Origin of the sequence: Streptomyces sp. NPDC087901 (assembly GCF_044742205.1) — a bacterium.
Taxonomy (GTDB): domain Bacteria; phylum Actinomycetota; class Actinomycetes; order Streptomycetales; family Streptomycetaceae; genus Streptomyces.
Genome location: NZ_JBIUUC010000003.1, coordinates 172639 through 185115 on the forward strand (window position 1 = coordinate 172639; position 12477 = coordinate 185115).

At 66.9% G+C, this 12477-nt stretch carries 15 protein-coding genes; 2 read left to right on the forward strand and 13 right to left on the reverse strand.

What is annotated here, in order from left to right; translation table 11 throughout:
- The first annotated feature begins 169 nt into the window (after positions 1–169).
- Both ACIOEW_RS10300 and ACIOEW_RS10305 read left to right on the forward strand, forming a co-directional pair.
- Positions 170–1021 carry a DUF5753 domain-containing protein gene (locus ACIOEW_RS10300; RefSeq protein ID WP_362556863.1) on the forward strand — a complete coding sequence of 284 codons (852 nt, stop codon included), beginning with the start codon at positions 170–172 and terminating at the stop codon, positions 1019–1021.
- Between the two features lie 11 nt (positions 1022–1032).
- A complete protein-coding gene (locus tag ACIOEW_RS10305; RefSeq protein ID WP_401963144.1) occupies positions 1033–1224 on the forward strand; it encodes a hypothetical protein in 192 nt (63 codons plus the stop codon).
- Positions 1225–1535: 311 nt separating this feature from the next.
- On the opposite strand, the gene ACIOEW_RS10310 is transcribed toward ACIOEW_RS10305, so the two are convergent.
- From ACIOEW_RS10310 to ACIOEW_RS10370, 13 genes are all read right to left on the reverse strand, one after another.
- A complete protein-coding gene (locus tag ACIOEW_RS10310; protein ID WP_401963145.1) occupies positions 1536–1880 on the reverse strand; it encodes a hypothetical protein in 345 nt (114 codons plus the stop codon).
- Between the two features lie 204 nt (positions 1881–2084).
- The gene (locus ACIOEW_RS10315; RefSeq protein WP_401963147.1) at positions 2085–2720 is read right to left on the reverse strand and encodes an OmpA family protein; all 636 of its coding nucleotides are present in this window, start codon (positions 2718–2720) and stop codon (positions 2085–2087) included.
- Positions 2720–3313 (reverse strand): hypothetical protein, encoded by a 594-nt coding sequence (locus ACIOEW_RS10320; protein WP_401963149.1) that lies wholly within the window; start codon positions 3311–3313, stop codon positions 2720–2722. The genes ACIOEW_RS10315 and ACIOEW_RS10320 overlap by 1 nt, the downstream gene beginning before the upstream one ends.
- 29 nt (positions 3314–3342) lie before the next feature.
- The gene (locus ACIOEW_RS10325) at positions 3343–3936 is read right to left on the reverse strand and encodes a pilus assembly protein TadG-related protein (protein WP_401963150.1); all 594 of its coding nucleotides are present in this window, start codon (positions 3934–3936) and stop codon (positions 3343–3345) included.
- An 8-nt stretch (positions 3937–3944) separates the two neighbouring features.
- Complete coding sequence (locus ACIOEW_RS10330) at positions 3945–4178, reverse strand: hypothetical protein (protein ID WP_393060170.1); 234 nt, start codon at positions 4176–4178, stop codon at positions 3945–3947.
- A 203-nt stretch (positions 4179–4381) separates the two neighbouring features.
- The gene (locus ACIOEW_RS10335; protein ID WP_401963152.1) at positions 4382–5464 is read right to left on the reverse strand and encodes a response regulator; all 1083 of its coding nucleotides are present in this window, start codon (positions 5462–5464) and stop codon (positions 4382–4384) included.
- Positions 5465–5528: 64 nt separating this feature from the next.
- Complete coding sequence (locus ACIOEW_RS10340) at positions 5529–6899, reverse strand: sensor histidine kinase (RefSeq protein WP_401963154.1); 1371 nt, start codon at positions 6897–6899, stop codon at positions 5529–5531.
- Positions 6900–6952: 53 nt separating this feature from the next.
- A complete protein-coding gene (locus tag ACIOEW_RS10345; RefSeq protein WP_401963156.1) occupies positions 6953–7840 on the reverse strand; it encodes a DUF5936 domain-containing protein in 888 nt (295 codons plus the stop codon).
- A gap of 28 nt (positions 7841–7868) precedes the next feature.
- Complete coding sequence (locus ACIOEW_RS10350; protein ID WP_401963158.1) at positions 7869–8807, reverse strand: type II secretion system F family protein; 939 nt, start codon at positions 8805–8807, stop codon at positions 7869–7871.
- 61 nt (positions 8808–8868) lie between these two features.
- Entirely contained in the window at positions 8869–10209 is a 1341-nt protein-coding gene (locus ACIOEW_RS10355; protein WP_401963160.1) for a CpaF family protein, read from the reverse strand.
- Between the two features lie 36 nt (positions 10210–10245).
- Positions 10246–10650 (reverse strand): TadE family protein, encoded by a 405-nt coding sequence (locus tag ACIOEW_RS10360; protein ID WP_401963161.1) that lies wholly within the window; start codon positions 10648–10650, stop codon positions 10246–10248.
- Positions 10644–11105: a TadE family protein gene (locus ACIOEW_RS10365; RefSeq protein ID WP_401963162.1), complete on the reverse strand. Its 462-nt coding sequence runs from the start codon at positions 11103–11105 to the stop codon at positions 10644–10646. Before ACIOEW_RS10365 ends, ACIOEW_RS10360 begins: the two co-directional genes overlap by 7 nt.
- A 118-nt stretch (positions 11106–11223) precedes the next feature.
- A complete protein-coding gene (locus ACIOEW_RS10370) occupies positions 11224–12471 on the reverse strand; it encodes a CpaE family protein (protein ID WP_401963164.1) in 1248 nt (415 codons plus the stop codon).
- Between the last annotated feature and the right edge of the window lie 6 nt (positions 12472–12477).

Here is a 12477-nt window from a genome sequence, read left to right on the forward strand (position 1 = left end):
GGCCGTGCGATGCACTTCTTGCTCGGCGTTGCGTGAGCGGTGCGTTACTGAACGTAGCCTAATGACGGCACTTGTGTCACAGCGTTCGAGGCAATTGCCTCTCCCTCTCCTGGACTGGCCCCCCTCACAGGGTCAGACTGTGTCTAACCGTCGGCGGAAGAAGGACCCCATGCCGAGCAGTTCCACTCCGACAGAACGCCAGAAGCGACTAGGCGCCGAACTACGGAAGATGCGCGTTGCCGCGGAAGCGACCACCGCATACGCGGCGGGCCTGCTGGGCGTGGACCGAACGAAGATCTCCAACATGGAGGTTGGGGTCCGCCCCATCGCTCCGGATCGCGTGCGCACCCTCGCATGCAACTACGCGTGCGCCGACGCCAAGTACACCGAGGCGCTGGTGGAGATGGCGGAACAGCGCGAGCGCGGGTGGTGGGAGCAGTACCGGGGAACGCTGCCTCCGGGCCTGCTGGACATCGCCGAACTGGAGTGGCATGCAACGCGCCTCCGCACAGCCCAGACCGTGCACCTGCCGGGCCTCCTGCACACGGACGGATACGCCCGCGCAGTATTCGGTGCCGTACTGCCCGCCCTGTCTCGCCTGGAGGTCGAGTTGCGGGTGGCCCACCGGATGGAGCGGCAGCAGGTGCTCGACCGTGAAGACCCCACCCCCTACGTGGGATACGTCCACGAGGCGGCCTTGCGCATGCAGTTCGGAGGCCGGCAGGTCACCCAGGCACAGCTGCGCCACCTCTGCATGATGTCCGAGCGGGAGCACATCGATATCCGCGTCATCCCGGTCAGCCGAGGCGTATTCCCTGGGGCCGGACATGCCCTTCTGTACGCGCACGGCGTGGTCCCTCAGCTGGACACCGCCCAGCTCGACTCTGCTCATGGTCCTGAATTCATGCACGCTGAGGCTCAGTTGACCAAGTACCGTGCTCAACTGGACTGGCTGGAGCACGCATCGCTCGACCTCCCTGAATCAAGAGACTTCGTCCACGCCATCTCATGCCAAATGTAAGGACGTTCGAGATGTCAGAGATCAACTGGGAAGAGGCCTACTGCGGCGAGGGAAACAATTGCTTCAGGCTGGGTACGGACGCCGAGGGCAACGGCTACATAGCCGTCCTGGGCGAGGAGGGCCACTACCTCACCGACAGCCGTGAGTCGCTCCAGCAGATGATCCGCGACATCAAGGCCGGCAAGGCGGACCACCTGCTGTAACGGCGGGGCGCCCCGGCACCGCACGAGCCCGGGTCCCGGTGCCGGGCGCATGGTGTCGGATCAGAAGCCCTTCACGACCAAGTGGTTCGGCACGGAGGCGCTGACCGTCGAGTGCCACGGCCCCGTGGTGTCGCCGCCGAGCACGTGAGCAGGATTCGCAAACGTGGCCGTCGGTCTTGCCGTCACCGCGTCGCGTCCCGCTGCCTGGACGGCGGCGTTCTCGTCACGGGCCGGCACGTCCGCCGTGCTCCTGCCGTCGAGCACGGCTCGGTGAGCCGACGGTCGCGCCGAACACAACCGGCCCTCCGGAGTCAGCAGTTCAACTCGTCGAACGGTTCGTCGTGCCAGCGCCAGCCGGCGGTACCGTCGTCGTGGATGTGCAGGATGAACTCGGCAACCGGGCTGCCGTCGGGGAACGTCATGGTGAGCGCGCTGCGGATCTCCTCGTAGCAGCCGTCGAGGCGCTCCCAGTCCTCCTCGTCGGCAGCTCGCTCCTGCTCACTGAAGATCGGGCGGAACGCTTCGAAGCCCGGAAGGGCCTCGACGTCGGCGTGCGTCCAGGGCATGTCTGCGCCGGTCACGGTCAGCCGGGCAATCTCCTGGTCACCGTGGTGGAGCCGCCAGACAACGTCGGTGTTCATGTTCGAGTTGGCCATGGCGCCATGATGGCGATCACCACTGACAGGCGAAGCAAACGTCGCTTGACGCTCGACTGCCCCATGCCGTATCCGGCCCTGCGCGCAGGCTCCGGCGCAGTGCCCCGCGCCCACCGCAAAGCCTCGCGGCCGATGCCGTATGCGAGGTGCATACGGCATCGGCCGCGAGGTCACGACTTGAAGCGGAAGCGCTTGTCAGCTCTGTCAGCCTCCCGCACGCGCGAAGGAGACCTCCACGCGGCGGTTCTTCTTGCGGCCGTCTTCCGTTCCGTTGTCGGCGATCGGGTACTGCTCGCCGTAGCCACGGATCTCGTACGAGATACCGGTGCCGGTCAAGGCCTTGTCCAGGACGTTGTGCACCGCCTCCGCACGCTCCTTGGAGAGCACGTCGCCGTGGGCGGAGGAACCCAGGTTGTCGGTGAAGCCGAACACCCGGACCTTCTTCGCGTCCTGCTTCTTGATCTCAGCGGCAATGGCGTTGATACGGCCGTTGGCCGCGGAGCTCAGCTTCGCGCTGTCCTTGCCGAAGAGAACCTCGGCCTGGAGCGCGAACTTGATGTCGGAGTTGGTGTCCTCGCGGCGCTCCTCGCCGCCCATGTCCTCGATAACCGACTTGATGTCGAGGATCTTGGCCGGCGCAAGGGTGGCCCCGTCCGGGAGCTTCAGATCCGAATCGTTCGCATCGATCTTGACGGACGGTTCCGCAGACGCCGAGGGATACGGGCTGTCGTCCGCGACCGCCTGCGATACGCCCACGGCGCCGAACGCGAGCACACCGACAAGAACCGTGCTCGCCATCCGCCCGGACACCCGGCGGGTGGTGGTGAGGGTGCCGCTCATCAGGAGATCTCAATCGGCGCCGGGGCGAACCCGTGGAACAGGAGGCTGACCCTGCTGGTGGTGTCCGGAGGGGACGGGAACTGTGCAAAGAACGTGATGGTCTTCCCCGCGTCGAGGAACGCGTTGAAGCCAGTGGTCGTCAGTGGACGGTTGTCCGTGTCCCTCAGGACGTAGTAGCGCTTCTTCCCCACCGAGTCGACAAGGGTCATGTCCGCCAAGGAGCGGTCCTTGAGTGCGACGGCTACCTCTTTGCCGTTCCAGCCGATGGGGATGGTGTAGCTCTTGCCCGAATTGTTCTTGAGCTGTCCGGTGACCGTGAGGAACCCACCGCTGTCACGCTTGGCCGAGTTGATGGCCATCTCGATGCCGTCATCGTTCTTGGATGTCACCAGAACGGTGCTCGTGTCCGGGACGGTCTCCCCGCCACCGTTGCCCTTGTCGGACTGGGACGGCGAGGTAGAGGCCTGGGACGCGGCGTCCTTCGGCTTGTTCCCGTCGTCACTGCCACAGGCGGTCATCGAGAGCGCCAGGGCGGCTGCCAGTACAGCAACTCCCCCGGCACGGCGCGTGGTCCTCACGTGCGGATAGCTCATCGGTCCAGTTCCTTTGCGTTTGATCGAGGTCAGTCTTCGGCCAGGCGAACGTCGAAAAGCAGAGTCATATCGGGCATGACGGCCAAACTCTGTGGGCTGACCACCCACACCAGCCCGCTGAGACAGCCGACCGTGCCGATGGACGGCGACGTGGGGATCGGGTTCGGGACGAACGTGCATCCCCGATTGTCAAGGACGGCGACAGCCTCAGCCTCCGCCCGCCTTCCCTCAGTACCCGGAACGAGGTTCGCGCTCATTTTCTTTCTCGACTTCAGCTCGACCTCGTAGCCCCAGCGCATGCCGCTAACAGGCCGGCAATCGACCTCGGTGGCGCCGTTCCTCGCCCCGAACGAGCTGGCCATGGCGCAACCGTCCATCCCGACGTAGGGGGCATTGAACACCTCGGTGTAGAAGCCCCTGTCCATGACGTGGGCCATCAGGTCCAACTTGAGAAGCTTCCGGGAGTCCTTGGCCGCCGCCAAAGCCGTGGCATCCGCCGCAGTCTGTGCCCCGTTGCGCTTGACATCGGCTTCACCGAACGCAAAGAAGACCAACGCAAGGAAGAGCAGGCCGGTCACCGCTGTGATGTACAGCGGTGCGGCCTGCCCTTCCTCGGACTTCATTCGACGGATCACCCGTTGAGAACCGAGTTGATCTTCTCGGTGAACTTCGCACCGATGGTCGAACCGAGGTTCGTCTGCAGCAGCGCCACGACGATCGCGACCACGAGGATCGTGATGCCGACGTACTCGATCGCGCCCTGTCCCTTGTCGCTGCGACGCTTGATCGCGTCCACGGCGGTGTTCTTCCAGCCGTTGACGTACGTCTGCGTGGCGGTGGCGGCCTTCAGGGTGATGTTCGACATGGTGTTCCCCTCCGAGTTCGGCCGACCGGGAATCGGCCGACACTGCTACGTAAGTCTTCGTGTCGTTCGCGCTTCCGGCTTCCTCCCGGCCGGTCTCGCTTTCGACATGAGAAACGTACGTCGGGGCAACACCCATCCGCATGGGCCTGCGGGCCCAACTCCGGGCCCACTTCCCCAGTTGGGTCTTCGGGGTCATCGAGTGCTCAGCCATGCCTCGTCGACCCCCCGGACGACATGCGGTGCCAGACGGCGATGGCCTCGCCCCGGCTGCCGGCATTCAACTTCGCGAAGATGCGGTTGATGTGGTTCTTGACGGTCTTCTGGCTGATGAAACAGGTGGCCGCGATTTGCTGATTGGTCATGCCCGACGCGATCAGGTCCATCACTTCCACCTCCCGTTCACTCAGCTCGGCCCGTACTCCTTGGGGTGCCGCGACAGGCATCCCCGAGGAAGAATGTCCCACAGATGATTGCGGAAGCGAAGCCTTTTGCGAGAATCTGTGCTCGTTCAACTCCTGACTCACACCCCCGACCTGGTGATTCATCCCTCCGCCCGGTCCCCATTGCCCGTGTGTGTCGTGTGCGGGTGCAGATACTTGCCCCGGTGGGGCAATGGGTCGGTAGCCCGGTCCGGTGAAGGCCGTGCCCAGGCCCTCAGGCAAGGGCGGGCCGTCCCCGCCCAGGCCGCCCCCGCCACCTCGCACCGACTCCAGCAGCGCGCTGCTGGCCGAGTACGTGAAGTGGGCCCGGCCCTCCTTGGTGTCGCGGACGGCAGCCACCAGCTGGTCCGCCGTGAACTCACCGTGCACCAGATAGCCCCCGGCCCCCAGGCGCAGGGCCTCGAAAACGATCTCGCTCTCCCGGCTGTACGTCATCATCAGCACCGGGGCCAGCCGCACCAGGTGGGGCAGGGCCGAGATGCCGTCGACGCCGGGCATGCGTACGTCCAGCAGCACGACGTCCGGGCGGTGCTGCACCGCCATCTCGTACGCCTGACGGCCGTCACCCGCCTCCGCGACCACGTCGATGTCGTCGCGTCCGTGCAGGAGAACGGTCAGACCGGCCCGTACGACCGGATTGTCATCGGCGACGACCACTCTGAGCGGCCGTGCAGCGGGCAACGCTTCGGGGCTGGGGAAGGCCGGGAATCCACCGGGAGAATCAGGTACGGGGACACCGCCTGTAGGCGGCGAACTGAGCGGGCTCGGATGCGGGGACGTGTGCTGCGAGACATGCGGTTGCTGCGTCCACTGCTCTCCGGAGCTGCGGGAGATCTCGTCCGACATGGTGCGGGCCTCCTCTCTCAAGGATGGGGGACTGTGGGGGGTACTCAGTAGCGGTGGTGCGGATTCAGTTGTTGGGTCGGGCGGGCTGGCCGGGTACCTGCGTGAGCAACGGTGGGTACCCGGGAGCTGTGGGAGACGCGGGTGGCGCCAGGTTCATCGCGGCGAGCGACAGGTCGAGACGGACCTCGGTACCCCGTTCCGCCTGGCCCCTGCCGATCCGGATGCGTGCGCCGATGGAGGCGGCGCGCTCGACCATCCCGACGAGGCCGAAGTGCCCGGCCTTGCGCAGATCTGCCAGCGAAGTACCCCGGGGCAGGCCCTCGCCGTCGTCGTACACGCTGATGCGCACCACGTCACGGACCAGCCCGGCGGAGACCTCCACATAGTTGGGACGGGCATGGCGCTGGGCGTTCTCCATGGCCTCGGTCGCGATGGTCAGGGCCTGGCGGGCCACGGCGTGCGGAATGGGCGGGACGGGGCTCTCGCCGAGTCGGCGGAAGACCGCCTTGATGCTGTGGCGGCGATCGAAGTCCGCGGTGCGCGCTGCCAGCTCGCCCAACACGTCCACACCGCCGTCGAGGCCCGACTCCCTGCGCAGGTCTGAGAGGAGTTCGCGGGACTCCGCTGCGGCCCGGCGTGCCGCGCGTGCGACGAGCTCCGCCTGGTGCTTGACGGTCAGCGGGTCCATCCGGTCGGCGGTGCTGGCCAGGCCGTCGGCCGCCATGGCCAGACCGTGCAGCGTCTTGGCCACGGAGTCGTGCATCTCCCGGGCGAGGCGGGCGCGCTCCTCCTCGACCGCACCGTTGACCGCGAGGCGGGCCCGGGTCTCCGTCAGAGCCTGTGAGGCGGCGCCGAACCCGAGAAGCAAGCTCCGCAACGTGCTGCCGACCGCCCCGGCCATGATGCAGAGCCCCACCACAAGAAGCGCCGAGGCATCCGCCTCGGCCTCCCGGCTGACCCCGTAGGCTCCGGCAAGCAGCAGCGCCTGAAGAGCGGCGAAGATCGCACCGCCCCGCCAGCTGTAGACCAGGCCGGCGAGAAGCGGGGTGCAGACCGTGACGTACGAGAGTGTCGAACCAGGGCTGGCAGCGAACAGCAGCAGCGCGCCGAAGAGCATGTCCGCGGCGAGCAGGAGCGGATGACGCAGGAGGACCGGCCCGAAACGCTCCCAGTCGCGCATCAGTACGTACGAGACCATGACGGTGACGAGGACCGCCGCTCCCACCAGCCAGCTACCCACCTCGTCGTGCACGCCGTCGAGAGCGAAGGGAGTGGCCAGCAAGGTCATCGCAAGCCGGAATCCGAAGAGTTGACGGCAAAGGGCCTGCAGGGCGTTCAGCTGGATGGGCAGTGAGGGAACATGCCCGGCCGCGCTCTCCGGCGTCTGCGCGTCGGGGCCGCCTGTCAGGGCGGGACCGGTCGGTCGTGGGGCCATCTGGTCCTCTCACCTCCTCGTCGGTGCGGATCGCTTCCTCGAGCCTGAGCGCATCAGCCGCCGAATACATCCCCGATGTTGACTTGAGACGCGTAGTAGAAGCCGACGACGATCAGGATCATCGTCCCGGGCAGCATGAAGCTGGTGACGATCAGCGTGGCCTTGGGGACGGCCTTCGCTGCCTTGCGCCGCGCGTTCTGGGAGTCGGTCCGACGCATGTCGTTGGCGATCTGGATCAGGGTGTCCACGATCGGGGCACCCAGTTCCTCGCCCTGCTGCAGGGCCGAGACGAACATCGACACCTGCTCGGACTCGTTCCGCTTGCGGAGCTGGTCGAAGGCCTCGCGTCGGCTGACACCCATGTCCATCTGCCGCAGCGTGATGCGGAGTTCGTCAGCCCACGGCCCCTGGTACTTCTCCGCGACCCGTTCCAGTGCCTGCCGGAACCCGAGTCCGGCCGAGACGACAACCGCGAGGACGTCGAGGAAGTCCGGGAGCGTCCGGTCGATGTCGTCCTTGCGACGCGAGATGGCGGACCTGATGATCACGTCCGTCCAGAAGAGGCCGTAGACGAACAGGAGAATGGCCAGGATGAGTTGGCCATTCATGAGCATGGCCAGGGCCGCGAGCGTCCCGAGTCCGCCGTAGAAGGCCCGCCGCGCCGCGTAACGGTCGACCGTCATGCCCCCGGGGTTTCCGGCCATGTCCAGCTTGCGCCGCACCTTGTCGACGCGCTTGGGACCCATCATCGACAGAACTCGGGGTGCGTAGCGCATGCCCATGCGGTCAGCCAGGCCACCGGCGGCCGTGGTGCGGCTGGCACCGATCTCCAGCGCGAGCTCCATGTCACCGGGGAGCTTGGCTTCGGCGCGATACATGCGGATGCCGTGGAAGGCTCCATACACGCCGAGTCCGAAGACGGCCGCGATCAGAAGATCCATGATGTCCTCTCCTTGTTGGTTCCGGCCGTCATATACGGACGCGAGTGAGTCGGCTGATGAGGAAGAAACCGAGGGCGTAGAGTCCTGCGGCGACAAGGACGGCGATCCGGCCGGGAGTGGCGGCGGTCATGTCGTCCAGCGCGCCCGCCCGCATGCTGTTGATGATGAGCAGGAAGCCCATTCCGAGGATCGGGACGGCGACCGCGGTCACCTTGACCTGGGACAGGAGGGTGGTGACTTCTCGCCGGGTCTCCTTGCGCTCCTCCAGCGTCCCCGTGAGGTTGCGCAGCGAGGAGACGATCGTGCCGCCCGCCCGGTTGGAAAGGATGAGCGTCGAGACCAGCACGGTCAGTTCGCGCGACGGCAGCCGCTCGACGAGCTCGTTCATCGCGTCGTCGAGTGAGTGGCCCACGGCCAGCCGGTCGGCCACTCGGCGCAGTTCTTCGTGCGCCGGCTCGTCGAGTTCGTCCACCGCCATGCTGATGGCTGTCCGGAGCGCGAGGCCGGCCTGGGTGGCATTGGCGAGGACGCGGGTCAGCTCGGGGAGCTGGTTGATGAACGCCTCGGTGCGCTTGGCTCGCTGGTAGTTGAGGAAGGCGTTCCCTCCCCACAGTCCGATGAGCGCGGCGATGAGTCCGAAGAACGGCGCGAAGATCGAACCGACCACGAAGTAGAGGCCGAGCAGCGCTGCCACGACGTAGACGAAGTACTCACCGGGCGTGAGGTCCAGGCCCGTTGCCGCGATCTTCCGCTCGATCCGCGTACCCAGATTCGTCTTGCGCAGGCGCCGGTCGATGCCACGGAAGCGACGGTTGCGGCCGCCGATCGTGAGTTGGCCCGTCTGGGACATCCGGTCGGCCAGAATCTGCTGCTGAGCTCTGTCCGAGGTGAAGATGTGCACGCCTATGACGGCGAACAGACCGGCGAGGAGTGTCACGCCGATCGTCAGGAGCGGAAGATTATCCATTTCGGACGAGGCCTTCTGGGTGAGCGGCGGGCTGGGGACGTAGCGGGGTGCCAGAGCGGAATCAGGCTGCTGATTTGCGCATGCGCAGCTCTTCCTCCGTCTCGGCGACACCGAAGGCCGCCGGGGCCGCCTCACTCGACATGTAGAGGCGATCGGCCACCCGGCGTGGCAGCGGGTAGTACTCGAACTTCCCGTAGATGCGGCCGTCCGCGGCCATCGGCTGGGCATGGAAACGGCAGACCGAGACGATGCGGTAGTCCTCGCGTCCGTGCGAGTCCACGATCGCGATCTCGGTGATCCGGCGGGAACCGTCGGCGTGACGGGTCAGCTGCACGATCACGTCGACGGCGCTGTTGATCTGGTCATGGATCGCCACGAACGGGATCTCGACCTCGGACATGGAGCTCAGCGTCTGCAGACGCATCAGCGCGTCCTCGGCGTTGTTGGCGTGGACGGTGGCGAGCGAACCGTCGTGACCGGTGGACATCGCCTGGAGCATGTCGAGCGTCTCGCCGCCACGGACCTCACCGACGATGATGCGGTCGGGGCGCATACGCAGGGAGTTGCGGACCAGGTCGCGAATGGTGATTTGGCCCTTGCCCTCCACGTTGGAGGGGCGGCTCTCCAACGTGATCACGTGGGACTGCTGGAGCTGGAGCTCTGCGGAGTCCTCGATCGTGACGATGCGCTCGCCGTTCGGGATCAGCCCGGACAGCGCGTTGAGCAGAGTCGTCTTGCCGGTACCGGTGGCTCCGGAGACGATCACGTTGAACTTGGCGCGGACCAGTCCGGCGAGCAGCATCAGCATGTGTTCGTCGAGCGAACCGAGCCCGATCATCTCCTGGAGCGTGAACGCCTTGGGGAACCGTCGGATGGTGAGGATCGGGCCCCTGAGGGAGAGCGGCGGGATGATCACGTTGACACGCTCACCCGAGGGAAGTCGCGCGTCGACCATCGGATTCGCCTCGTCGACACGGCGGTTGACCGTGGACACGATGCGTTCGATGGTCTGCATCAGTTGTTCGTTGGACGAGAAGCGCATCGGGAGCAGCTCCAGGCGCCCGCGCCGCTCCACGTACACCTGATCATGTCCGTTCACCATGATCTCGCTGATGGAGGCGTCTTCGAGCAGCGGCTCCAGGATGCCGAGCCCGAGGGACTCGTCGACGACCCGGCGGATGAGCTGCGAGCGCTCCATGGAGGAGAGGACTGGGCCCTCTCGGCTGATGATGTGGCCCAGGACGCGTTCGAGCCGCGCCCTGCGCTCGGCCGCCGCGAGGGCGGACATCTCGGCGAGGTCGATCTCCTCCAGGAGCTTGGCGCGGTAGACCTGGACCAGCCGACTCTCTTCGCTCAGCCCGTTCGTCGGCTCGGGACTGGTAATGCGCGCCCGCAGGCTCATGCCCTCAACTCCCTGGTGTGGTGCAGCGGTACTGGATCAGTCGCGCGGCATGGTGGCTTTCTTCGTGACCTTTCCGAACTTGAACATCGGCAGGAGAGAGGGGATCTCGATATCCACTCTCACGGTCACGCTGTTCACACCTGGGGTCGGAACAATCGTGGCGTCGTCGACCAGCCAGTCGCTCAGGGAATCCCGCGCGACCGAACCTGCGCGCCCGAACTGGTACTTGTCCGAGCCCACTCGCGCCCCCGCCCGCGCGGCCGTGCCGGCCTGCTGGGTCGCGTATATGGCGATGCCGAGCTGAACCACGGCCAGCGATATGACGAGCAGGAGGGTGAGCACACCCACGTACTCGATGGCGGCCTGGCCCCGCCGGCTGTCCGCGCGGGATGCGGTTGTGCGTCCGGTGTCGGGCCGCCGCGCCCATGTGCGCCTCACCATCCCCACCCGCCCTTCTCCCTCTTGGCCTTGGCGTCGCCCGTCGCGTGCCAAGGCACGTTGAACACCCCCGGGAAGATGAGGGGCACCTTGACCTGCACCTTCGCGGTGACCAGGTCACCGATGCCGCCGCCGCAGCGCAGGACGGTGGTGTCCCAGGCGTCGGGCACGTCCTCGCGTACGGCCTGTCGGCAGGCACGTTCCGGGCTGCTCTCCGCGACCGCGGCCGCCCTGACGCCCTTGTCCGCCGCGTTGCCCGCGAGCACCCACGTGTAACAGACCAGTCCGGCCTGCCACATCACCGCCAGCGTCACCAGGATCAACGGCAGCGTGCCGACGAACTCGATCGCCGTCTGCCCCCGGTCGCTGCGCCTGCGGCGGCGCTCACCGGAGCTGGATGTCCCAGCCCTCGCGCTACCCGGCTCCGCCGGCGGCCGGCCCGTTCGTAGAAGTTTCATGATTCAACGGTCCCCCTCGGTCTCATCGCGTCACTAATCGCTTCGCTGAACACTTCGTCGTTCGCTGCACAGATCACCTCACCGACGTACCCGGCCGACGGAACCGTCCCGCCGCCGCTCACTTCGTACGTCCCCGCCGGCCGCCCAGCGAACCGCGGTCGCCCTTGAACTTGCCCTGCTTCTCGGCGCTTTCCGAGTTCTTCACCAGCCCGAGATCTCCCGCCAGCCCCCACAGCGCCTGCTTGACCGTGGATTTGGCCTCCAGGTCCTGCAAGCGGCCGGCGTCGATCACCGCCTGGAGTTCCTTGAAGTTCGCGGGGACCGCGATCCGCGCCACCTTCGTGGCCGTGATCTTCTCGATCAGTGGTGGCTGGATCTCCGTGTTACGCGTGTAGCGGTTGACGACTGTGATCGTCTCCTCGGCCTTGCGGACCTGGAGGCGGTCCCAGAGCCGGACCATGCGCTTGGCCGCGCGGACGGTGATGACGTCCGGCGTGGTGACCAGCAGGGTCCGGTCCGCCATCTCGATGGCTGCGGCGTTGGCCGAGTTCATGTGCGTGCCGCAGTCGATGATGACGACCTCGAAGCGGTGCCGCAGGGCGCTGACGGTCTGGCGTACGACCCGGTCGCTGACCTCTTCGCCCCGCTCGCCCTCGCTCGGTGCCAGCATCAGGGCCAGCCCGCTGTCGTGGCTGTACAGGGCGTCCTGGAGGACGCGTGGCGAGATGTCCTGGATGGTGGAGAGGTCGACGATCGACCGGCGGAACTGCACGTCCAGATAGGACGCCACGTCCCCGGACTGGAGGTCCAGGTCGGCGAGGGCGACCGTGTGGCCCGACGCCGCAGAGGCGAGGGCCAGTTGTACGGCCACGACCGTCGCGCCCACGCCGCCCTTCGCGCCGCTGACGGTGACGACCGTGCCGCCGGGGCCGGTGAACATCTCGGCGCCCGCGCCGAGGTGGCGGCGGACTCCGACGGACCAGCCGGCGGCGGCCTGGACGCGCTGGGCCAGCTCCTCGTACGAGAGGGGCAGGCCGACCAGGCCGCGGGCGCCGGAGTCCATGGCTGCCGAGTAGAGCCCGGGGCTCATGTCGGCGGTGACGAGCACGACCCCGACCGCCGGAAAGCGCAGGGCCACCTCCCGGATCAGCTCAAGGGCCGGAACCGGACCGATCCGCTCGTGCACCAGCACGACCTCGGGCAGCTCGTCCAGTGACTCGGCGGCGAGCCGGGCCAGTGTGTCGAGCAGCGTGGTCGAGTCACCCAGCGGTGCGGCCGGCTCCGCATCGGGGAGCTGGCTGAGCAGCGTGGTGATGGATCGGGCAGCGTCGGCATCGCCGACAGCCGGGAGGATTCGAGTGCTCATCCGGTC